This is a genomic window from Streptomyces sp. R28 (assembly GCF_041052385.1).
Classification (GTDB): Bacteria; Actinomycetota; Actinomycetes; order Streptomycetales; family Streptomycetaceae; genus Streptomyces.
Genome location: NZ_CP163439.1, coordinates 4,776,814 through 4,798,930 on the forward strand (window position 1 = coordinate 4,776,814; position 22,117 = coordinate 4,798,930).

Consider the following 22,117-nt stretch of genomic DNA (forward strand, 5'->3'; position numbering starts at 1 on the left):
ACCCGCGGAGCCGACGGTATGAGCAGCGGCAACGGCGACGACCAGCACCCCACCCCGGAGCCGAGCCCGGACCAGCCACCCCGCATACCGCTCCCCCGCTCCTCCGTCGAGGACACCGGACGCCCCCTGCCCGCCCTGGAGCACTTCGGCGACCTGGCACCGCGCCCGGCCCCGCTCATCCTCGAACACCGTGTCCTGAAGGCGCTCCTCGGAGCGTGGGCGCTGGCCGCCTGTTCCGCGGAGGAGACGGCGGCCGTCGAGGAGCACCTCGGCGACTGCGGTTCCTGCGCGGACGAGGCACGACGTCTGCGCGAGGCCGTGGGTCTGCTGCACCCCGCCGAGACCCTCGACCTCGACCCCTCCCTGCGCGCCCGCGTCCTGGAGGGCTGCCTGCAGCGACGTCCACCGCGCATCCCGGTGCCCGAGTGGGCGACGCCGTACGACGCCGAGACGGCCCGCCTGGACGCCCTGCTGCAGGACTTCGGGGACGCCGAGTGGCACGCGCCCGTGCGGCTGCGGTGGTTCCGCAAGGACGAGCCCACGAGCCGTCGTACGACCGTCGCCGGGGTCATCGCCCATCTGCTGACGGTCGACGGGCTGGTGGCGATCGCGCTGGGCCTTCACGACCCGCTGGGCGACGTGGCCGCCGACCGGCCGACGCCGTCCTCGCGCACCGAGGCGTACTGGCGTGCCTCGCACTTCCCGCCGACGCGCGCCGTACGAGCCCCCTGGCGGGAGCAGACCCACGACCTGGTCCGCACGGTGTCCTTCACGGGCAGCGGCACGGGCAAACTGTCCGTCCCCTACGGCGACTTCGAGCTGCCGCTGCGCGACGCGATGCTGGACCGCGCCTTCGAGTGCTGGGTGCACGCCGAGGACATCGCCGAGGCGGTGGACTACCCGTACGAGGCGCCGTCCGGCCGCGATCTGCACCACATGGTCGACCTGGCGGCCCGCATGCTCCCCACGGTCCTGGCGGCCCGCCGCCGCGACGGCCTGGCGGCGCCTTCGCCGGGCCCCTACCGCCACCTCGTGCCCGCCGGCGAGCCCGGCCGTAGCCTCCGGCTGGAGATCGAGGGGTCCGGTGGTGGAGAGTGGCTGATTCCTCTGGACTCGCCGGCGGCGGTCGGCTCCGCAGAGCATGAGGTGGCCCATATCGCCCTGGATGGTGGGGAGTTCTGCCGGTTGGCTGCGGGCCACGTCTCGCCTCAGGAGGCAGCGGCAGGGCAGACGGGTGACCGGGAGGCGATCAGGGATGTGCTGTTCGCGGCGGCGAGCTTGAGCCGTATGTAGGGGGTGGGTTGCTGCGAGACGGCGGCTGCCGGTAGTTGGTGGTTGCTCGCGCAGTTCCCCGCGCCCCTGAACCCGCAGCCGCCCTACGACACATGCGCCCGAGCCACTAGGCGAAAACGACCGTCCGCCGCCCGTTCAGCAGAATCCGCCGCTCGGCATGCCACTTGACCGCCCGAGCCAGCGCCTGGCACTCCACATCCCGCCCGATCGCGACCAGTTGGTCCGGGGTGACGTCATGCCCGACCCGCTCGACCTCCTGCTCGATGATCGGCCCCTCGTCGAGGTCGGCGGTCACGTAGTGCGCCGTCGCCCCGATCAGCTTCACACCACGCGTATGCGCCTGGTGGTACGGCTTCGCGCCCTTGAAGCTCGGCAGGAAGGAGTGGTGGATGTTGATGATCCGCCCGCTGAGCGCCTTGCACAGATCGTCGGAGAGCACCTGCATGTACCGGGCGAGCACGACCAGCTCGACGTCCTGCTCCCGCACGATCTCCAGCAGCCGCGCCTCAGCCTCGGACTTGTTGTCCCTCGTCACGGGAATGTGGTGGAAGGGGATGTCGTACGACCCCACGAGTTCGGCGAAGTCAGTGTGGTTGGACACCACGGCGGCGATCTCCACCGGCAGCGCCCCGATCCGGGCCCGGAACAGCAGGTCGTTCAGGCAGTGCCCGAACTTGCTGACCATCAGCACGACCCGCATCTTCTCCTCGGCCCGATGGATCTGCCAGTCCATCTGGAAGGAGTCCCCGATCGCCGCGAAGCTCGCCCGCAGCTTGTCCACCGTCACCGGCGCCTCCGCCGAGAAGTGGACGCGCATGAAGAACAGTCCCGTGTCGCGGTCGCCGAACTGCTGGCTGTCCTCGATGTTGCAGCCGGTCATGAAGAGGTAGCTCGACACGGCGTGCACGATGCCCTGCTTGTCGGGGCAGGACAGGATGAGGACGTACTGGTCGGAGGGGACCGCGGCTCGGTCGGACTGCTCGTTCATGCAGCACAGGGTCCCATATCCGCGGTCCCCACCGGAGCGCCGTCCCGCTACGCGGACCGCGTCATGATCCGCAGCACCTCGAGCGTGCGCGGTGGAGCGTCCGGGTCGTCGCCGTCGGCCGTGGCCATCCGGACGTGCGCGTCCCGCGCCGCCCGCACCGCCTCCGGCCACCCCTGGTTCTCGAGGTACGCGGAGACCGGCGCGTCCGGGCCGACCTGGTGCATGATCCGCAGCACGCGCAGCACGGCGGTGTCGACGAGCGCCGCCTCCTGCGAGTCCCGGAAGATCGTGCCGACGTACTTCTCGGCGGACCAGTTGTCCAGCCAGGTGTCCTCGACCAGGCGGTACACAGCGTCGGTGACGTCGCCGTATCCGTCGACGCCGGCCAGCCAGGCGTCCCGCTGGAACACCGGATCGGAGAGCATGTGCAGCGCGGAGCGCACATTGCTGCGCCAGCGCCACCACGGCATGTCGTTCAGTGGCATGCCGCCCATGGTGGATGAGCGACGGCCTCGACGGGAAGAGTTCTCCGAACCTTGCACGGTCATCGATCGTACGTTCCCCGTCACACTCGCACGAACAGCCCTCCTAATTCACCTTCCCGTCACCAAGTGATAACCATGGGTCACGCCAGGGTTAGTGGTGTGGCGGAATCGTGAGTGACCATGACTGGCAGGCGACGCACCCGCAGCACCGTCCTCCCCACGATCACCGACCGGCCCGTCCGGGCCTCCGCACGTACCGCGGCGGCAGTGGTGGCTTGTGCGTCGCTCGCCGTCGGATGCGGGGTCGTCCCCGGTACCGCGGGGGGTTCCGGGGACGGCACGATCACCGTCATGACCTGGGCGCCGGAGAACACCAAGGCGACCAACAAGCCCGGCATGCCGGCCTTCGCGCAGGCGTACGCCCGCTGGGTCAACACCCACGGCGGCCTCGGCGGCCGCAAGCTGAAGGTCCTCACCTGCAACGACCACAACGACAGCGTGTCCGCGGCGAGGTGCGCCGACCGCGCGGTCGAGGAGAACGTCGTCGCGGTCATCGGCTCCTACAGCCAGTACGGCGACACCTTCCTGCCCTCGCTGGAGGGCGCCGGCATCCCGTACATCGGCGGCTACGGCGTCACCAACGCCGAATTCACCAGCCCGCTCTCCTACCCCGTCAACGGCGGCCAGCCCACCCTCCTGTCGGGCCTCGGCAAGGAACTGGCCCGTTCCTGCGGCCCCGTCGCGCTGGTGCGCCCCGACAGCATCGCGGGCGACGAGCTGCCGCCGCTGCTCGACTCGGGCCTCAAGGCGGGCGGACACCCGGTCTCGGCCGACCAACTCGCCGAGGAGGACGCCACGGAGTACGGCGGCCAGTCGGCGCGGGCGCTGGAGCACTCCGCCAAGAGCCCGACGGAGACGGGTTGTGTGGTGCCCGCGCTCGGCGACCGCACCACTACCTTCATGGACTCCTTCCGGCGCTCCCGCGCGGACTACCCCGACGTGCGCACCGCCACCGTCCTCGGCAGCGTCGACCAGACCGTGATCAACGCGGGCGGCGGGGCGTCGGGGCCGTACGAGGGGTCGTACATCACCGGCTGGTACCCGGTCGCGAGCGATCCGCGCTGGGACTCGATGAAGAAGGTGATCAGCGAGCAGGCCTTCGGCGACAACCGCATCGACCCCGCGGACGCCGGTGTGCAGACCACATGGATCGCGTACACGGTGTTCAGGAAGGTCGTCGAGTCGCTGGGCGACGGTGAGGTGAGCGCCACTTCGGTGCGGGATGCTCTGAACGGGGGCCTGAAGGTCTCCACGGGCGGGCTCACACCGGCCCTGCGGTGGAAGTTCCAGGACGTCCTGGCCTCCGTCGGTTTCCCCCGTCTGGTCAACCGCGAGGTGACCCTCCAGGTCGTACGGGACGGGCGGCTGGTGGCGGCCCGCAAGGGCTTCATCGACGTGACGAAGACGCTGCAGAGCGCCGACCTGAACTGACCGCCGCCCGGCCCGGACTACAGCTGGGTCGGCTGGCGCTCCGTCAGGCCGTACTTCCCGGCGATCGAGTTCCACAGCTGCGCGGCCGTCTTCTTCTGCGCGCTGGCGGTGCCGCTGGCCCGGTTGCCGGCCTGGGTCTGGTTGGTGGCCTGGGCCTGGCCCTTCTTGCAGAGCTGCTTCTTCTTGGCGGCGACCTGGTCCGCCCACGCCGCGTAGTGGTTGTCGGCGGACGCCGACGCCTGCCACGCCTTGGTCAGCGCGGTGGTGAGCGCGGTGTGGTTCGGGAGCTGGTCGACGGTGAGCTTGGACAGGTCGGTGACCAGCTGGTTGCGCTGCTTGGCCGCGCCGCGCAGGTCCGTGGCGGCCTGGGCGAGGTTGCCGCAGGACTTCACGGCGGCCACCGCGTTGATCACGGCGGTACGGCTGTCGCCGCTGTCCGCCAGCAGCTTGTCCAGGGCGATCGCCTGCTTCTCGGCCGGATCGGCCGACGGGGAGGGGGAACCCTCGCTCGCCGGGGCCGTGGCGGAGACGGGAGCGTTGTCCTCGCCGCTGTCGTCGTCCTTCTTGCCCCCGCCGGCGAGCAGCGCGCCCGCCCCGATGCCGAGCACGGCGATACCGACGCCGATGGCGGCTATGAGCGGCAGCCGAGAGCCCGAACGACCGCCTCCGCGGCCTCCCCGGCCGCCGTCGTCGCCGCTCGGGCCGGGCGGGAAGTAGCCCGTCTCGTGCCGGCCCTGTGGCTGCGGTTGCGGCTGCTGGAAGCGCGGCATCTGCTGGGTGGCCGCGGCCGGGGGCTCGCCGCCCGGCTCACTGCGGAACAGGTTGTCGAAGTCGGAGAGCGGCTGCCGCTCGGCCCCCGCGTACGGCGCCCCGCCCGGCCCGCCCGGCCCGCCGGGCACGGGCGGGATGTACTGCGTGGCGTCGGCGTCACCGCCGGAACCAGGCGGCATCGGTCCGGTACCGCCCCGAAGACCGGCGCCTCCCCCCTGCCGGACGCGTCCCAGGATCTGCGTGCTCTCACCGGGCACCTCGGGCGGCAACGCCCCCGGCCCCACCGGCGGGATGTACTGCGTCGCCCCCTCGTCGGCGGCGGAAGCGGGGGATGCGGCGGCGGGCGGTATGTAACGGTTCGCCTGGTCGCCCGCGCCCGCGGGGGCGCCGCCGACCGGCGGTATGTACTGAGTGGCGCCCTCGTCGGCCGGCGGCAACGGGGCCCCGAAGCCACCGGCACCGGCGTGCGGGAGGGGCGCGCCAGGAGCGTGGTGCGCGGCGTGCGGCAAGGGCGCGCCGGAGCCCGCAGCGCCGTACTCCTCGACGCGGGCGGGCGGCAGCGGCCCACTCGGGTCACCCTGGCGGCCGGACGGCACAGCACCACCGGAGCCAGGAGCGCCGTACGCCACCCCACCGGCGGGCGGCAAGGCACCACCGGGTCCGGGAGCGCCGTAGATCTCCCCACCGGCAGGCGGCAGCGGTGTCGGCGCCGGACCGGCCTGCCCGTACGGCGGCTGCGGCGCAGGCATCGGTGATCCGGCCGGGGCGCCGTGGCCGTACGACGGCGTGCCCGGCTCACCGTGCGCGCCCCCGCCGTACGACACGCCCTCCGGCGGCAGCGGCTGGGACGGCGCGCCGGCATCGGGCGCCGCGCCCCACTGGGCCGGCGGCGGCGACTGGTACGCCTGTTCCTGCCCGCCCCAGGACTGGCCGGGCGGTGTTCCCCAGGTCTGGCCCGGCGCGGCCGGCGGCGGGGTCGGGTGCTGGTTCTGGTCGGGCCCCCAGGGGGTGCCCCAGGCCTGACCGCCGGGCGGCGCCGAGGGCGCGGGCTGGGTCGGCGGCGTGGGCGGTACCGACGTCGGCCGGCCGCCCTGCCCGCCCGTCATACCCGGCAGCAGCGGCTCACCACCGTCGGAGGGCAGCACGATGCCTTCGCGCGCGGGCCGCGCCGAGGGCTCCTCGCCCTGTCCACTCTGCGTCACCGGGACTCCTACTAATGGGGGACCTTGTGAATCGTCGGCTCACGCTACCGGCTCCTCCGATCCGCGTGCTACGCAGCCCGGGACGTGACCTGTGTCCCTGTGACCGCCGTAACAGTTGTGGTCCCCCATCCGCTACATGAGCTCCCCTCCCCTCACCGTCACCTTCATTTCCCTGTCGTTCACGCCCTCGTACCCCGTGGTTTCACGCCGCCGCCTGAAGATCCAGCCGCGCCCCGAAGTCCCTGACCACCGGCTCGTCCCGGTACGGCTCCAGCCGCTGCTGGAAGTCCTCCAGGTACTCGGCACCCCGGTTGGAACGCAGGCCCTCCAAAAGTTCCACGGCCTTCAGCCCGGTGTGACAGGCCTGTTCGATCTCGCGCTGCTGCACCTGCGCTGTGGCGAGCAGCACATAACCGATCGCCCGGCGCCGCGCCTTCGTCTCGGGGAGCCCGGCGAGCGACTCCTCCGCGCGTCGTGCCGCCGCCTCGGCCTGGCCGAGGTCGCGGTGGCAGTGCGCCAGCTCGTCGGCGAGATAGGCCTCGTCGAAGTGCGCGATCCACGCCGGGTCGTCCCCGGACTCCGGATCCGCCGTCTCCAGCGCGGTCACCGCCCGCCCGGACGCCACCTGTGCGGCCCGCGCGTCGCCCATCAACGCATGCCCGCGCGCCTCGGCCGCGTAGAACATCGCCTCCGCGCGCGGGGTCACGCGCCCACGCGCCCCCTCCTGCGCCGCCCGTGCCAACTGCGCGATCTCGCGCGGGTTCCCCAGCTGCGCGGCGAGGTGGCTCATGGAGGCGGCCAGCACATACCCGCCGTACCCCCGGTCTCCCGCCGCCTGCGCGAGCCGCAGCGCCTGGATGTAGTACCGCTGGGCGAGCCCCGGCTGCCCGGTGTCGATGGCCATGTACCCGGCGAGCTCGGTCAACCGCGCGACGGCGGCGAAGAGTTCCCGCCCGACCGCCTCCCGGTACGACCCGGCCAGCAGCCCGGAGACGACGCTGTTCAGGTAGTGCACGACGACCGGGCGCACATGCCCGCTGCCGTACTGGTGATCAAGGTCTACGAGGGCCTGCGTCATCGCCCGCACGGCCGCCACGTCGGACTGCCCCACGCGCGGCCCGGCCGAGCGCGACACCTGCGAGTCCGGCGACGAGATCAGCCAGTCGCGGCTGGGCTCGACCAGCGCGGACGCGGCGACGGAGGAGCCGGACAGGAAGTCCCGCCGCCCGACGTCACTGCGCCACAGCTCGCACACCTGCTCGATGGCGCCCAGTACAGTCGGCGAGAACTGGAGGCCTACGCCCGACGCGAGGTTCTTGCCGTTGGCCATGCCGATCTCGTCGATCGTGACCGTACGGCCCAGCTTGCGGCCGAGCGCCTCCGCGATGATCGCCGGCGCCCGCCCCCGCGGCTGCTGTCCGCGCAGCCAACGGGCCACGGATGTCTTGTCATAGCGCAGATCGAGGCCATGCTCGGCGCCGCACATGTTGACCCGGCGGGCCAGCCCGGCGTTCGAGCAGCCCGCTTCCTGAATGAGCGCCTGCAGCCGTTCGTTCGGCTGTCGCGCGACGAGAGGCCTTGCGGCCATGGCGTACCCCCTGTGGCTGCGGTGCCTGCCCACGCACCGAGTTGATGGCTCTTTCACCGCCGAAATCCGGCACGGGGCACTGGTCGTGACACCGCAAGGTTCCGGCCGTGAAGATCAATGCCCCGTCGGCATACCGAAAATGCGAGGCTTGCGAGGATTGCCGGGGTTAAGGCGGAAGCCGACCCCACAGGTGGCTACCCAACTCGGGCCGGGGATCCTCCCACGCGCCCCCACACGTGCACCCATGCGCCCCAGGTGAGGAATCGATGCCCCTCCCCCGCGCGCGCTCCGGCCGTAACCCGAGGTGGGTGCGGGAGTTGTGTTCAGCGTGGAAGAGACGATCCCGGCCACCGAAGCCGCACAGATTCCGAAGCAGCGCGGCGAAACGCTGCTGGAGACCGCCGTTCGCTATGCCGAGGAACGCCACTGGGACGTGTTCCCGGGAACCTGGCTGGAGGCCGTCGACGGCGTGCAGTTGTGCTCCTGCGGCGACAGCGCATGCCCCGCGCCCGGGGCGCACGCCGCACGCCCCGACTGGGCGACGCAGGCAACGGGGAGCGCGACGGTCGCGCGACGGATGTGGCAGAAGCAGCCGAACGCGTCGATCCTGTTGCCGACGGGGCGGACCTTCGATGCGATTTCCGTCCCGGAGACCGCGGGGTTTCTCGCCCTGGCCCGTATGGAGCGGATGGAGTTGACGCTGGGGCCGGTGACGTTGGCGCCGGATCGTCGGATGCACTTCTTCGTGTTGCCGGGTGCGTCGGTGAAGATTCCTGAGCTGGTGCGCAAGCTGGGGTGGTCGATCGGGTCGCTGGATCTGGTCGCGCTCGGGGAGGGCGCGTATGTCGCCGGGCCTCCCACGCGGTTCGGGTCCCGGGGGGCCGTGCAGTGGGCCTGTCGGCCCACGCCGGCAAATCGGTGGCTGCCGGACGCGGAGGAGTTGATCTCGCCGCTTGCGTATGCCTGCGGACGGGACCGGTAACGCACATTGGACACAGCCCCGCGCCCCGTAGGTTGGCATCATGACGTCGGCCGTGAGTGTGCGTGGGCTTTGGAAGCGGTTCGGGCAGCAAGTTGCCGTTGCTGGGATTGATCTGGAGTTGCCTGCCGGGAAGTTCATTGGGCTTGTCGGGCCCAATGGGGCCGGGAAGACCACCACTCTCTCCATGGTCACCGGGCTGCTCAGGCCCGATCAGGGTTCCGTCTCGGTCGTCGGGCATGACGTCTGGCGGGACCCCGTCGAGGTGAAGGCGCGGATCGGGGTGCTGCCGGAGGGGCTTCGGCTCTTCGAGCGGCTCTCCGGGCGGGAACTGCTCGCGTACTCAGGGCGGTTGCGCGGGCTTCCCGGTGCCGAGGTCGACAAGCGGGCCACCCAACTGCTCGACGTACTCGATCTGGCGGGGGCCCAGCACAAGCTGGTCGTCGACTACTCGACCGGTATGCGCAAGAAGATCGGGCTCGCGGCCGCGCTGCTCCACAATCCCGAAGTGCTGTTCCTGGACGAGCCGTTCGAGGGCGTCGACCCCGTCTCCGCCCAGACCATCCGGGGCGTCCTGGAGCGCTACACCGCCTCCGGCGCGACCGTCGTCTTCTCCTCCCATGTCATGGAGCTCGTCGAGTCGCTGTGCGACTGGGTCGCCGTCATGGCCGCCGGGCGCATCCGTGCCCACGGCCCGCTCGCCGAGGTGCGCGGAGAGGCGGCCTCGTTGCAGCAGGCCTTCCTCGAACTCGTCGGCGCGAACGGCCGCGACGCCGGATCCGACCTCGACTGGCTGGGCGGCGGGGCCCGATGAGCACCGACGTGACCGCAGTCGTCGTACGGCTGAAGCTGTCGCTGCTCAGGAACGGGCTGCGGCAGTCCGGCGGGCGCCGGGCCGCCTACGCCGCCTCGGCCGTCCTCGTTCTCCTCTTCGCCGCGCTGCAACTCCTCGGCCTGATCATGCTGCGCGGCAACGCGCACGCCGACGCGGTGGCCGTCCTCCTGGTCTCGGTGCTCGCGCTCGGCTGGGCCGTGATGCCGCTGTTCTTCCCCGGCGGGGACGAGACCCTGGACCCGACACGGCTCGTGATGCTGCCGCTGCGGCCCCGGCCGCTGGTGCGGGCGCTGCTCGTCGCCTCGCTGGTCGGCATAGGCCCGCTGTTCACGCTGTGCCTCTTCACCGGTTCGGTGATCGCGGTCGCGCGGGGCGGAGTGGCGTACGCCGTCGGTGTCGTCGGCGTCGTCCTGGCCCTGTTGGTGTGCGTGGCGCTCGCGCGGGCCGTCGCCGCGGCCAACACCCGGCTGCTGACCAGCCGCAAGGGGCGCGATCTGGCGGTGCTGAGCGGGCTGGTCATCGCGGTCGGGGCACAGGTCGTGAACTTCGGGGTGCAGCGGCTGGGTTCGGCGGGGCTCGGCCGGCTCGATCCGGCGGCGGATGTGCTGCGGTGGGTGCCGCCGGCGTCCGCGATCGGGGCGGTGGAGTCGGTGAGCGAGGGGTCGTACGGGAGGGGGGCGCTTCAACTCGCTTTGAGTGCGGGCGCGTTGGTGGCGCTCATCGCCGTATGGTCACGCCACCTGACGCGGCTGATGACCTCGCCCGACGGGTCCACCCTCCAGGCCGTCACCGAGGCCGCCGTACGGGAGCGGACCTCGACCGGCCTGGCCCGCCTCCTGCCGGCCGGCCGCACCGGCACCGTCATGGAGCGCAGCCTGCGCTACATCTGGCGCGACCCGAAGACCAAGGCGGCCTGGGTGACCTCGCTCGCCATCGGCCTGATCGTGCCGGTGTTCAACGCCCTCCAGGGCACCGGCTCGGTCTACTTCGCCTGCTTCGCCGCCGGGATGCTCGGCATCCAGATGTACAACCAGTTCGGGCAGGACACATCCGCGTTCTGGATGGTCGCGACGACCATCTCGTCCCCCCGGGACGCCTACGTCGAGCTGCGCGGCCGAGCACTGGCCCTGCTGCTGATCACCCTGCCCTACGCCGCCCTCGTCTCCGTCCTGACGACGGCACTCCTCGGCGACTGGAGCGAACTCCCCGAGGTGCTGGGCCTGTCCTTCGCCCTCCTCGGCGCCATGCTGGCGACCGGCGCCTGGACCTCGGCCCGCTTCCCGTACTCCATCCCGCAGGAGGGCTACAAGAACGTCGCTCCCGGTCAGACCGGCCTGGCCTGGATCTCGATCTTCGGCGGCATGATCGCGGCGGCCCTGGTGTGCGCACCCGTGATCGCGGTGGCGATCTGGCTGAACGTGAGCGAGGACGGGGAGGCGTGGAGCTGGCTGCTGCTGCCGGTGGGCGCGGGGTACGGGGCGGCGGTGACGTGGCTGGGTCTCCGGCTGGCGGCACCACGGACGGCGGCGCGCCTGCCGGAGATCCTCATGGCAGTGAGCAAGGGGTGACGGCTTCCTGCGACGCGGGGCGCCGCAACGCCTTTTGAGGGGCGCGGGCCGTGTCGACACGCGGCTCCGTCGCGTGGGCGCGATCAGCCACGAACCACCCGCAGCCGTCACCGAACACAAGACCCCGAGCTCAAAGGCGCCCGGCCTCACCCGCGAAGCGCACCGCGTCCAGAAAGGGCTCGATCGCGGTGCGCCACCCCTCCGGCTGGTCGTAATGCACCAGGTGCCCGGCGTCAGCCACCTCCGCGTACTCCCCCCGCGGCAACACCCGCACCATCTCCTGAGCCTCCGCCCGCCCCAACTCCCCATCGAGGCCACGCACCACCAACGCGGGGCACTGAACCTGCGCCAACTCCTCCCAGTGCGCGTCGAACACCCACGTCTCCCGGGACTTGAGCATCTGCTCCGGCTCGAAAACCGGCCGCCACCCGTCCTCGCACTCGTGCATCACCTCGGCGTAGAACTCCCCGCGCGCGGGATTCGGCCGCTCGACCCACGGGTCGTCCTCACCGAACCACTTGCGCACATCCGCGAGCGTGGCGAAGGGCACGGGCCAGGACTCGAACCAGTCCGCCCACTCCCGCTGCGAGGCCGAGCCGAGCGCGGAGGCCCGCATGTCGCAGATGATCACGCCGCGTACCAGGTCGGGCCGCTTGGCGGCGAGCTGCCAGGCGGTCAGCGCGCCCATGGCGTGGCCGATGAGGATGGCCGATGCGAGGCCGAGCTGTTCGAGAGCGGCTTCCGCGTCGTCGACGTAGGCCTCGCGCGTGAAGGAGGCCTGCGCGGGCTTGTCGCTACGGCCGTGGCCGCGCTGGTCGAGGGCCACCGCACGGTGCCGCCCGGAGAGCCAGCGGGCGGTTGAGGCCCAGTGCGAGGCGCGGCCCATCAGGCCGTGCAGTAACAGGACACCGGGTGTGCGGTCGTGCTCCTTGGCCGGGTCGGTCTTGGGAGGGTCGCCGAACTCCCAGGCCGCGAGACGTACGCCGCCTGCACCAGTCACGTCGATGCGCCGCGCCATTGGTCCTGGCACCCCCCTAGCTCCGCTCGGACCGCTCGCTCCCGCTCGAGCCGGCCGATCCTGTGGACCGCGTCCTGTCTGCTGTGCCTGCCGTATCCGCCGTGTCTGCCGACGCTCACGCGAGCACCGCGTGCCACCCGCGTCGCACGCAGCGTAGATGCCCTCGCACGCGATGTGCATGTCCTGTGTGTCTGACGTGATCTTATGCGCACATTCATGAAGCGCACGTTCCGCATGACCCGTCACCCGCAGACTATCGAACTCCTATTCGAAAATGCGGCCTCAGCGGGCAACACCCCTCATTCGAGTGACCCCTCTCCAGGATTGATCGCCATCGCCGGGGGGAGATCTTCACCGGGAGGCGGACCGCTCGGGGAAAACGGTCCGAGGGGAATGACCCTGGGAGCTCGGGGCTCCGGGTCAGCACAGGGGAGGACAGGCCCCGGCGCCACACGGCGCCGGGGCCCTCTCCACACTCACGGCACACCCTCCCGCCCCCTCCCCGGCCGGATGCATCGCCTCACGACAGCCTGGCACGCGAAGCGGCCGAGCGCTGCGATTCAGCGCACTGAATCTTGGAATCGACGAGATCGACGGACCGCCACAACTCCCGCTCTGTCACCGGGAATTACGCGGAAGAAAAGCGAAGACGACAGGTGCCGCCGACTCAGCGCTTCGCGACGAAAACATGGGAGGCGACGTCCGCCTCCAGCTCGGCCGCCTCACCACCACTGCCCACGAGCACACCACCCGCGGACTCGGTCACACTGACCACCGAACCGGGCTGCACGCCCGCCCGGCGCAGCGTGTACATCAGCTGCGCGTCGGTCTGGATCGGCTCGCCGATACGGCGTACGACGACCGTCTTGCCCTCGACGCCCGGGTCGAGGTCGGCCAGCGAGACCATGCCCTCGTCCAGGAACGGATCGGCACCGTCCTTCTCGCCGAGCTCCTCCAGGCCGGGGATGGGGTTGCCGTACGGCGACTCGGTGGGATGCCGCAGCAGCTCCAGCACACGCCGCTCCACGGCCTCACTCATCACGTGCTCCCAGCGACACGCCTCGGCGTGCACCTGCTCCCACTCCAGCCCGATGACGTCGACGAGCAGACACTCGGCGAGACGGTGCTTGCGCATGACGCGGGTGGCCAGCCGCCGCCCCTCGTCCGTGAGCTCCAGGTGCCGGTCGGTCGCCACGGACACCAGCCCGTCGCGCTCCATCCGCGCCACCGTCTGGCTGACGGTCGGCCCGCTCTGGTCCAGCCGCTCGGCGATCCGGGCGCGCATGGGGACCACACCTTCCTCCTCCAGCTCGAGGATGGTGCGGAGATACATCTCCGTGGTGTCGATCAGTCCGGACATACGTGCCCCTCGATTAGCTCTGCGATTAGCTCAGCCGGAAGCGAGACAGCTCCACGGCGCGTGCGCTGGCCCTGCACTCAATTCTGCCGGATACCACTGACAACCGTGCCGCGCCGCTGAAAGCAGCGGTTTATGCCGCGGTGCGGAGATCGCCTGGACGCGAACCCCCGCCGGCCGCCGACAGGACGCCGCGGGCATCCGGCCGTATTGACACCGCACTGGTCCAGACCGCACCGTGATCCGCGACACACCCACACCCGGCACCCCCGGAGGGCCCCGCATGAGCGACAGCAAGCCGGCCGACCAGTTCTTCGACGCCGCGATCGGCCTGCTCCAGCGAGTCCGTGACGAGGAGACGGAGAGCATCGAGGCCGCCGCCACCCTGCTCGCCGACACCGTCGCCACCGGGGGCCGCCTCTTCGCCTTCGGCGCCGGCCACTCCTCCCTCGCCGCCCAGGACATCGTCTACCGCGCGGGCGGCCTCGCCCTGATGAACCTGCTCGCGGTCCCCGGCGTCGTAGGCGTCGACGTCATGCCCGCCACCCTCGGCTCCGCCCTGGAACGCGTGGACGGCCTCGCGAGCGCGGTCCTGGACAGCTCCCCCCTCCGCGCCGGCGACACCCTCGTGATCATCTCCCTCTCGGGCCGCAACGCCCTCCCCGTGGAAATGGCCATGAAGGCCCGCGCCCTCGGCATCAGGGTCATCGGCGTGACATCGGTGGCGTACGCCTCGGAGACGAAGTCCCGCCATGTCTCGGGCACCTACCTCAAGGACCACTGCGACATCGTCCTCGACTCGAAGATCGCGATCGGCGACGCGGAACTCACCCTCGACACGATCCCGGCCCCCTTCGCCCCCGCGTCCACGGTCGTCACCAGCGCGCTCCTGCAGGCCGTCATGGCCACGGCAGCCGCCGCCCTGGCCGCCCGCGGCATCGAGCCCCCACTCCTGCGCTCCGGCAACGTGGACGGCGGCCACGACTGGAACAGCCGGGTGTTCGAGCAGTACGGCGACCGGATCTTCTACCGGCGCTGACCAGGCAGCGCTACCGCGAGCCCTCCGAGCCCCTCGAACCCTCCGAGCCCTCCCCGCCCTCCGCGCCCTTCGATGCCTCCGCGCCCACAGCCGCCGCCAAGTCCAACGCGGAAGCGATCCGCACCGCCACCCCCTCCGCGTACACCGCGTCGCCCCGCTCGAACGCACTCCGCCCGGCGCCCCGCAGAAACGTCACGACCCCCAGCGTCCGCCCCCGACTCCGCAACACCACACACAGCGCGTGCACCGTGTCCGCCGGCCACTGCCGGCCCACCGCCCACTGACGCGCCTGCTCCGCCGGCACATCGCCCGCATCGGCCCGCACGGACCCGGCCCGCGCCACACACCGCAACGCCGGATGCCCCTCGCCGTACCGGACCGGGAACCCGGCCTCCCCGCCGAGCAGACTCGGCCCCGGCGCCCCGGAGGGCGTCGCCGCGATCCGAACCAGCCGCACCGGGCCCGCCGTGTCCGTGTCCAGGACCGCCCCACCCGCCACCCGGTCGATCAGCGCATGATCGGCGAACCCGGCCAGCGCGAAGTCCAGATGCACGGTCGCCGCCTCCGCGGAGTCCTCGCACTCCGCGGCGGCCCGAGCGGCCCGATGCAGCTGGTTCGTCCGGAACCGCAGCTGCGCAGCCTCCTGCTCCGCCTGCTTGGACTCGGTCATGTCCTGGAAGAGCCAGCCCACCCCCAACGGCACCGGCTCCTCCGCGAGCGGCGAGGCCAGCCGTACGAAGCCACACCGCCAGCACCGACGCCGCTCACCCTCCGGCGTCCGCACGCTCACCCAGATCTCGGCGGGCGCGGGCGGCGCACCCTCGGCCAGCACATGGGTGAGCGCGCTCTCCAGCTCCTCGACCCCCTGGGCCAGCAACTCCCCGAGCGGCCGCCCGAGCACGGACGTACGCCCGATACCCAGCGCCCGAGCCGCGTGAGCGTTCACCACCGCAGGCCGCAGATCCGCGTCGACCAGCACCACGCCCCACGACGCGTCCTCGAACAGCGCCTCGCTCAGCGCGATCGACCGCTCCAGGTCGATCTGCACATGCACCTCGCTGAAGGCGCAGTACAACCCGGCGGGCTTCCCGTCCGGCCCCCGCACGGCCGCCGACTGCGTCCGCACGAGGACCCGCCCGCCGTCCTTGGTCAGCAGGGCGAACTCGTGCACCTGCCGCCCGGGAGCCTGCATGGCGGCCATCAACCGCCCCTCGACCTCCTCGGCATCGGCCTCGCGCACGGCCCACCCGGCGAACCCGTGCCGTCCCACGGCCTCGGCCGCACTCCACCCGAGGATCCGCTCCGCCTCACGGTTCCAATGGGTGACGACCCCGTCCGCGTCGAAGGCGCACAGGGCCGCGTCCATGCCGTCCAGCAGCGCGGCCAGCAGATCCGAGCCGCCTGCAGAACCCTCCGAACCACCTGCCGAACCGTCCGGACCGTCCCGCTCGGGTTCGTCCGGCCCCAACTCGTCGGTGGTCCCACTACGCCGGGAAGCACTCACCTGGACCCCCTGCCAAGCTGCGTCCGCACGTAAGACGCGTCGGTTCGCTCACTTGCAATCATCTAACTCGAACGTGACGCAGCACACACCGTGTTCCCCAAGATTGAAGGAATCGTTGTACGAGCCGCTCCGCGACTACTCCAGCCGCAGGTCGAGCCACTCATCGGTCTCACCGTCCAGCACATACCGATCGGTCTCGACGAACCCACGCGCCTCGGCGAACCGCAGCCCGTCCTCGTTGACCGCCAGCACACAGGTCTCGATCGCCCTCGCGCCCAGCACGCGCGCGTGAGCGAGCCCGTCCTCGTACAGCCGCGTGCCGTACCCGCGCCGCCGGTACTCGGGCAGCACGCGCGCGATGACCGTCGCCACCGCGTCCTCGCCCTCCGGCGGCCGCACGGTCGAGCAGCCGACGAGGACGTCACCGACGTACGCGTTCCGCAGGCGGTAGCGCCGACCGCGCTCCCGTACCTCGTCGAGATCCATGGCCGCGGGCGGAACGATCACGTTGTGGACGTGCCGCCACTGCTGAAGCATGACCTCGCCGTCGACCGGCGCGATGTGAAGTCCGGGACGGTCAGACACGGGCGCCACTCCCCTGCCGGGCGTATACCTCGATCTCGATCTTCATACGAGGGTCGGCGAGCCCGCACATCATCATCGTCGCCGCCGGCCGCACGTCCCCGAAGTACCGCCGCAGCACCGGCCAGCACGGCTCGAAGTCCTCCCGCTCCGGCAACAGGTACCGCACCCGCACCACGTCGGCGAACGAACACCCCGCCTCCTCCAGCGCGGCCCCCACGTTCCGCAGACACTGCTCGGCCTGCTCCACCACGTCCTCGGAGATCGTCATCGTCGCGTAGTCGAACCCGGTCGTCCCCGACACGTGCACCCAGTCCCCGTCGACCACGGCACGCGCGTACCCGATCTGCTCCTCGAAGGTCGAACCGCTGAGTATCGCCTGCCGTCCCGCTGCCTGCTGTTTTGTCATGCACGGAACCCTAGGTGACCAGCACATGAACGCGACCCAATGGCAGCTCATCGAGGCACTGGGCACCCTCGGCAGACCGGTGCACACCTGGACAGGCGAAGGCACCAAGGAAAACCGCAATGCCATGGGGCTGACCAAGACGCACACCCTGGACGCTCTGTGCGTCGGGCCTCTCGATCACGAGGGCGGCGACGCGATCGTACGGTTCCCCGAGCAGGTCCTCGTCGCCAAAGCCACCGGACGCGGCTCCTACGCCCGCACCACCCCCGACCGCTACGGGTTTCCCAGGCTGCGGCGCGCCCGAACCAAGCAGCACTTCGGGTACGTCACTGGAGATCTCGTACGTGCTGTCATGCCCATCGGCATGTGGGCAGGGACCTGGACCGGCCGCATCTCGGTGCGAGCCAGAGGACAGCACAGCCTCACGACGCCGATGGGCAGGTTCAATGTCTCCCACTGGAATCTGCGGCTTCTGCAACGGGGCGACGGCTACGGCTACAGCACGCGATCGGAATCGCCACAGTCAACATCTCGAAAAACCCGTTGAACGGTGACCGAGAGGTTCCTAGTGTGTGGCTCACGCCGAAAGGAGGTGATCCGGTACATGTATGAATCCCGGACGAGCGAGGTGGCTGCGGGCTAGCGGCTCGCCACCACACGCAGTGCGGTGCCGGACCAGCACGTGAGAAAAGCGTGCAGCCGGCCCATTCCAAAGCAGTCACCCGACCCGCGAGCTCGCCGGTAACGTCCGGCCGGCTCCTCCGCCACCGGCGGAGGGACCCGAGCTCGCGGGTCGTCTGCGTTTTGGAGGGCCGACCGTCAGTCGTCCTCGCCGTCCTCGTCGCTTGCGTCGTCCTGTCCTTCCTGGCCGGCGCTCGTCTCCGCCGTCGGGCTCGGGGAGGCGGTAGCGGACGGGCTCGTGGCCAGGCGGGAGGTGGATGCGGAGGTGCTCGGGCTGGGCGGTGCCTCGGACTTCGTTCCCTCCGAGGCGGTGTTGTCGGGGGAGAACCACAGCATGCCGAGGAGCATCGCGGTCACGAAGAGCACCGCTCCGCCCGCCATGGTGGCCACGCGCCGGGTCCCGGGCCGGGGTCTGGTGCGGGACCGGGTTCCGGGTCCGGTGCGGGACCGGCCGACGGACGCCGTTCCTTGGGCCGACGGCAGCATGTACGTGGTCGGCGTGCTGGCCTCCCCCACCTGCTGTGCCCCGGCGGCGGGCGCCGGGGCGGCTGCGCGCTGCCGGGACGGGGACGTTGCGTCGGGCAACGGCTCGGGGTGTCCCTGCCAGGCGCCGCCGGCGAACCAGTCGGCGGCCTGCTGGGCCGCCGGCCGGTGCTCGGGGTCCTTGGCGAGCAGGCCGAGGAGGTAGTTCTCGAAGGCGGGCGGGAGGCCGGCGACGCCCAGCTCGCGGGGCGGCACGGGGGCCGCGTCGAGGTGCTGGTGCAGGATGGCGACCGCGGTGTCCGCGTGGAACGGCGGGCGGCCGGTGAGGAACTGGTAGAGCACACAGCCCAGCGCGTAGACGTCGGAGGCCGGGCCCGCCGGTTTTCCGAGGGCACGCTCGGGGGCGAGGTAGAGGCTCGTGCCGACGATCTGCCCGGTGGCGGTCAGCGCGGCGCCGGGGTCGTCCAGGAAGCGGGCGATGCCGAAGTCACCGATCTTGAGGGTGCCGTCGGCGTCCAGGAGCAGGTTGCCGGGCTTGATGTCCCGGTGGACGATGCCCTGCCGGTGCGCGGCGGCAAGGCCCGCGGCGGCCTGGGCGGCGATACGTGCCACGCGCTCGGCGGGCAGCGCGCCGAACTGCGACGCCACCCGGGCGAGGCTGTCGCCCGCGACCAGCTCCATCACCAGGAAGAGCCGGTTGTCGTGCTCGCCGAAGTCCCGGACGCCGACCACGTTCGGATGGGCGATCCGTGCCGCGGTCTGCGCCTCCAGCCGGAACCGGGAGGTGGCGGTGGGGTCGGAGTCCTGGGGCAGCAGGAGCTTGACGGCGACCTGCCGGGCGAGCGTCTCGTCGTAGGCCCTCCAGACCTCCCCCATGCCACCGCGCCCGATCGACTCGCTCAGCCGGTAGCGGCCCGCTATCAGCACCTGTTCTCATCCTCATGCCGTGGGGTCTTGGTCGCCGCAGGCCGTAACTCACCACGTGGGGACGGGTGATGGAGGAGGGGCGCCGCAGCCGACCCAGCATACTGGCGGAGTGGATCAGTCACGTTCCGTATGGCGAGTTCACCGGCACGGGCCGCGGCCGCCGAGCGGCATCACGCGGAGCTGGTGCGCCCAGCGTGATGCCGGCCCGCCGGAGGGGTCGGGGATCCCGGAGCGTTCGGGATCAGTGCGCGATGTCCGCGTAGCCCTCGACCGCGCGCGGGTCGCGCGGGCCCGGGCCGATGTAGCGCGCGGAGGGGCGCACGAGGCGGCCGGTGCGCTTCTGTTCCAGGATGTGCGCCGACCAGCCCGCCGTACGGGCGCAGGTGAACATCGACGTGAACATGTGCGCCGGGACCTCCGCGAAGTCCAGCACGATGGCGGCCCAGAACTCGACGTTCGTGGCCAGGACCCGGTCCGGACGGCGCGCGTGGAGCTCCGCCAGGGCCGCCTTCTCCAGGGCCTCGGCGACCTCGAAGCGGGGAGCGCCCAGCTCCTGGGCGGTGCGGCGCAGGACCCGGGCGCGGGGGTCCTCGGCGCGGTAGACGCGGTGGCCGAAGCCCATGAGGCGTTCGCCCTTGTCGAGGGTCTGCTTCACATACGCGTCGGCGTCGCCGGTGCGCTCGATCTCCTCGATCATGTGCAGGACGCGGGAGGGGGCGCCGCCGTGCAGCGGGCCGGACATGGCTCCTACGGCGCCGGAGAGGGCGGCGGCCACATCCGCGCCGGTGGACGCGATGACGCGGGCCGTGAAGGTGGACGCGTTCATGCCGTGCTCGGCGGCGGACGTCCAGTAGGCGTCGACGGCGGCCACGTGCTTGGGGTCGGGCTCGCCCCGCCAGCGGATCATGAAGCGCTCGACGACGGACTGGGCCTTGTCGATCTCGCTCTGCGGAACCATCGCCAGGCCCTGTCCGCGGGCGGACTGGGCGACGTAGGAGAGGGCCATGACCGCGGCCCGGGCCAGGTCCTCCCGGGCCTGCTCCTCGTCGATGTCGAGAAGCGGTTTCAGTCCCCACACGGGGGCCAGCATGGCGAGCGCGGACTGGACGTCGACGCGGATGTCGCCGGAGTGCACGGGGATCGGGAAGGGTTCGGCGGGCGGCAGGCCGGGGCGGAACGCGCCGTCGACCAGCAGGCCCCAGACGTTGCCGAACGAGACGTGGCCGACCAGATCCTCGATGTCGACGCCCCGGTACCGAAGAGCGCCGCCCTCCTTATCCGGTTCGGCGATCTCCGTCTCGAACGCGACGACTCCCTCGAGTCCGGGTACGAAGTCGGACATCAGGCGGCTCCTCGTGATGTGTGCGACGGATGGGTTGTGGGTGGGACGACCACATGTCGTCGGCAGAGATCGGGACGTACGCCGGTGGATCCACGGTCACGAACTCGGGGACTCGCGGTCCGGGGCGTACCCCTGTGATGCCCCGCGGGGTCGGCGGTCATCCAACTGCGACGACATCAGAACGATATCTCTGAGTGCCACCTTTGGGGAGGCCTCGCGGCACTCAGTGCCATGCCAGGAGGAAACGACACCGTACCGGACGGCGCCCGCCGCATACGGCAAGATGACCGCGTGACCGACCGAGACGCCGTGCCCCTCGATCCCGCCGAGCCCGTCCCCGACCCCGCCGCCATGCGCAAGCACTACCGGGCCGAGGGCCTCGCCGAGGCCGACCTGGCAGCCACTCCGGTGGAACAGTTCGCGCGCTGGTTCAAGCAGGCCGCGGCACAGGCCCACCTCTTCGAGCCGAACGCGATGATCGTCTCCACGGCGGACGGCGAGGGGCGGCCCAGCTCCCGCACGGTGCTGCTGAAGCAGTTCGACGAGCAGGGCTTCGTCTTCTACACCAACTACGACTCCCGCAAGGCCCGCGACCTCGCCGAGAACCCGTACATCTCGCTCCTGTTCCCCTGGCATCCGATGGCCCGCCAGGTCATCGTCACGGGCGTGGCGCGGCGCACCGGTCGCGACGAGACGGCCGCGTACTTCCGCACCCGCCCGCACGGCTCCCAGCTCGGCGCCTGGGCCAGCGCCCAGTCCACGGTCGTCGCCACGCGCGCCGACCTCGACGCCTCGTACGCCGAGCTGGCCGCGCGCTATCCCGAGGGGGAGCAGGTGCCGGTGCCGCCGCACTGGGGTGGTTTCCGGGTGGCGCCGCAGGCGGTGGAGTTCTGGCAGGGCCGGGAGAACCGGCTGCACGACCGGCTGCGGTATGTGGCGGAGCAGGACGGGAGCTGGCGGGTGGAGCGGCTCAGTCCGTGAGCGGTGGGGCCGTCAGATCTTGCCCATGAGCAACGCGGTGTCGTGGCCCTCCAGGAACCGGGCTGTGCGGGCCCGGAACTCGTCGCTGAGAGCGGGCCAGTTCCAGAACTTGAAGCCGAGGTGGGCGAAGGCGTAGGCGTGGTCGGCCCATCTCCAGGCGGGCAGGGGGACGGATCCGGCGCAGCCGGGACAGTCGACGTCGGCGGCACCCGTCTCGTACCAGGCGTTCATGGCGGTACCGAAGCGCGGCGTGACCTCGCCCTCCACGGTCGTGGTCTGCCCGCAGCGCGGACAGGTCACCGTGTTCGCCGTGACGTGGGTGCTGTAGAAGACCTGGTGTCCGGTGTGGACGACGAGGCCCTCCGGCGCGCCCCAGCGGGCGTGGGCCACCGCCTTGTGCCAGTCGGGGCCGGGCGGGTGGGCCGGGTCGTCTCCCAGCGCCCAGCCCGGCTCGGCTTGTGCGAGCACGATGCCCTCGGCGACCAGCCACTCGATCACGCGCTCCGCGAGGCGTGGCGCGTCCTGCGGCGGCGCGTCGAGGTCGACGATCGTCTGAAAAGTGTCCCCCATGCCCGAACCGTAAGCCCCACCACT

At 71.4% G+C, this 22,117-nt stretch carries 20 protein-coding genes; 8 read left to right on the forward strand and 12 right to left on the reverse strand.

The features are described 5' to 3' along the window. Window positions 1–18 precede the first annotated feature (18 nt). On the forward strand, window positions 19–1,293 hold the full coding sequence (locus AB5J49_RS21040) for a maleylpyruvate isomerase N-terminal domain-containing protein (protein WP_369175208.1): 1,275 nt from the start codon (window positions 19–21) through the stop codon (window positions 1,291–1,293). A 106-nt stretch (window positions 1,294–1,399) separates the two neighbouring features. Here the strand turns inward: AB5J49_RS21040 and purU are convergent, their stop codons facing one another. Together purU and AB5J49_RS21050 are read right to left on the reverse strand one after the other, a co-directional pair. Beyond that, entirely contained in the window at window positions 1,400–2,281 is an 882-nt protein-coding gene (purU, locus tag AB5J49_RS21045) for a formyltetrahydrofolate deformylase (RefSeq protein ID WP_369170164.1), read from the reverse strand. A 47-nt stretch (window positions 2,282–2,328) separates the two neighbouring features. Then, on the reverse strand, window positions 2,329–2,829 hold the full coding sequence (locus AB5J49_RS21050; protein ID WP_369170165.1) for a hypothetical protein: 501 nt from the start codon (window positions 2,827–2,829) through the stop codon (window positions 2,329–2,331). Between the two features lie 117 nt (window positions 2,830–2,946). Here AB5J49_RS21050 and AB5J49_RS21055 point away from each other — a divergent pair, with 117 nt between their 5' ends. Continuing rightward, entirely contained in the window at window positions 2,947–4,257 is a 1,311-nt protein-coding gene (locus AB5J49_RS21055) for an ABC transporter substrate-binding protein (RefSeq protein ID WP_369170166.1), read from the forward strand. 17 nt (window positions 4,258–4,274) lie between these two features. Here the strand turns inward: AB5J49_RS21055 and AB5J49_RS21060 are convergent, their stop codons facing one another. Next, window positions 4,275–6,230 (reverse strand): hypothetical protein, encoded by a 1,956-nt coding sequence (locus tag AB5J49_RS21060; RefSeq protein ID WP_369170167.1) that lies wholly within the window; start codon window positions 6,228–6,230, stop codon window positions 4,275–4,277. A gap of 202 nt (window positions 6,231–6,432) precedes the next feature. After that, window positions 6,433–7,818 carry a transcriptional regulator gene (locus tag AB5J49_RS21065; protein WP_369170168.1) on the reverse strand — a complete coding sequence of 462 codons (1,386 nt, stop codon included), beginning with the start codon at window positions 7,816–7,818 and terminating at the stop codon, window positions 6,433–6,435. A 319-nt stretch (window positions 7,819–8,137) separates the two neighbouring features. Between AB5J49_RS21065 and AB5J49_RS21070 the strand changes: the two genes are divergently transcribed. From AB5J49_RS21070 to AB5J49_RS21080, 3 genes are read left to right on the forward strand one after another with little or no spacing between them, the layout of a single operon-like run. Continuing rightward, window positions 8,138–8,800 (forward strand): bifunctional DNA primase/polymerase, encoded by a 663-nt coding sequence (locus AB5J49_RS21070; protein WP_369170169.1) that lies wholly within the window; start codon window positions 8,138–8,140, stop codon window positions 8,798–8,800. Between the two features lie 40 nt (window positions 8,801–8,840). Continuing rightward, window positions 8,841–9,611, forward strand: a complete 771-nt coding sequence (locus tag AB5J49_RS21075; protein WP_369170170.1) for an ABC transporter ATP-binding protein — start codon at window positions 8,841–8,843, stop codon at window positions 9,609–9,611. Next, a complete protein-coding gene (locus tag AB5J49_RS21080; RefSeq protein WP_369170171.1) occupies window positions 9,608–11,200 on the forward strand; it encodes a transporter in 1,593 nt (530 codons plus the stop codon). The genes AB5J49_RS21075 and AB5J49_RS21080 overlap by 4 nt, the downstream gene beginning before the upstream one ends. Window positions 11,201–11,330: 130 nt before the next feature. Here AB5J49_RS21080 and AB5J49_RS21085 read toward each other — a convergent pair whose 3' ends face one another. Together AB5J49_RS21085 and AB5J49_RS21090 are read right to left on the reverse strand one after the other, a co-directional pair. Then, complete coding sequence (locus AB5J49_RS21085) at window positions 11,331–12,218, reverse strand: alpha/beta fold hydrolase (RefSeq protein WP_369170172.1); 888 nt, start codon at window positions 12,216–12,218, stop codon at window positions 11,331–11,333. Window positions 12,219–12,885: 667 nt separating this feature from the next. Continuing rightward, window positions 12,886–13,578, reverse strand: a complete 693-nt coding sequence (locus tag AB5J49_RS21090; RefSeq protein WP_062703554.1) for a metal-dependent transcriptional regulator — start codon at window positions 13,576–13,578, stop codon at window positions 12,886–12,888. A gap of 280 nt (window positions 13,579–13,858) precedes the next feature. Here AB5J49_RS21090 and AB5J49_RS21095 point away from each other — a divergent pair, with 280 nt between their 5' ends. Beyond that, complete coding sequence (locus AB5J49_RS21095; RefSeq protein WP_369170173.1) at window positions 13,859–14,614, forward strand: SIS domain-containing protein; 756 nt, start codon at window positions 13,859–13,861, stop codon at window positions 14,612–14,614. A gap of 10 nt (window positions 14,615–14,624) precedes the next feature. Here the strand turns inward: AB5J49_RS21095 and AB5J49_RS21100 are convergent, their stop codons facing one another. The 3 genes from AB5J49_RS21100 to AB5J49_RS21110 form a co-directional block, all read right to left on the reverse strand. Then, window positions 14,625–16,118 carry a PAS domain-containing protein gene (locus tag AB5J49_RS21100; protein WP_369170174.1) on the reverse strand — a complete coding sequence of 498 codons (1,494 nt, stop codon included), beginning with the start codon at window positions 16,116–16,118 and terminating at the stop codon, window positions 14,625–14,627. Between the two features lie 135 nt (window positions 16,119–16,253). Continuing rightward, the gene (locus AB5J49_RS21105; protein ID WP_369175209.1) at window positions 16,254–16,655 is read right to left on the reverse strand and encodes an N-acetyltransferase family protein; all 402 of its coding nucleotides are present in this window, start codon (window positions 16,653–16,655) and stop codon (window positions 16,254–16,256) included. Window positions 16,656–16,695: 40 nt separating this feature from the next. Beyond that, complete coding sequence (locus AB5J49_RS21110; RefSeq protein WP_369170175.1) at window positions 16,696–17,109, reverse strand: RidA family protein; 414 nt, start codon at window positions 17,107–17,109, stop codon at window positions 16,696–16,698. Window positions 17,110–17,134: 25 nt separating this feature from the next. Between AB5J49_RS21110 and AB5J49_RS21115 the strand changes: the two genes are divergently transcribed. Beyond that, the gene (locus AB5J49_RS21115; protein WP_369170176.1) at window positions 17,135–17,656 is read left to right on the forward strand and encodes a hypothetical protein; all 522 of its coding nucleotides are present in this window, start codon (window positions 17,135–17,137) and stop codon (window positions 17,654–17,656) included. 272 nt (window positions 17,657–17,928) lie between these two features. On the opposite strand, the gene AB5J49_RS21120 is transcribed toward AB5J49_RS21115, so the two are convergent. Continuing rightward, entirely contained in the window at window positions 17,929–19,200 is a 1,272-nt protein-coding gene (locus AB5J49_RS21120) for a serine/threonine-protein kinase (RefSeq protein WP_369170177.1), read from the reverse strand. A gap of 241 nt (window positions 19,201–19,441) precedes the next feature. After that, the gene (locus tag AB5J49_RS21125) at window positions 19,442–20,542 is read right to left on the reverse strand and encodes a citrate synthase 2 (protein ID WP_369170178.1); all 1,101 of its coding nucleotides are present in this window, start codon (window positions 20,540–20,542) and stop codon (window positions 19,442–19,444) included. A 291-nt stretch (window positions 20,543–20,833) separates the two neighbouring features. On the opposite strand from AB5J49_RS21125, the gene pdxH reads away from it, so the two are divergent. Further along, a complete protein-coding gene (gene pdxH / locus AB5J49_RS21130; protein WP_369170179.1) occupies window positions 20,834–21,523 on the forward strand; it encodes a pyridoxamine 5'-phosphate oxidase in 690 nt (229 codons plus the stop codon). Between the two features lie 12 nt (window positions 21,524–21,535). On the opposite strand, the gene AB5J49_RS21135 is transcribed toward pdxH, so the two are convergent. Then, a complete protein-coding gene (locus AB5J49_RS21135) occupies window positions 21,536–22,093 on the reverse strand; it encodes a hypothetical protein (protein ID WP_369170180.1) in 558 nt (185 codons plus the stop codon). Window positions 22,094–22,117: the final 24 nt, after the last annotated feature.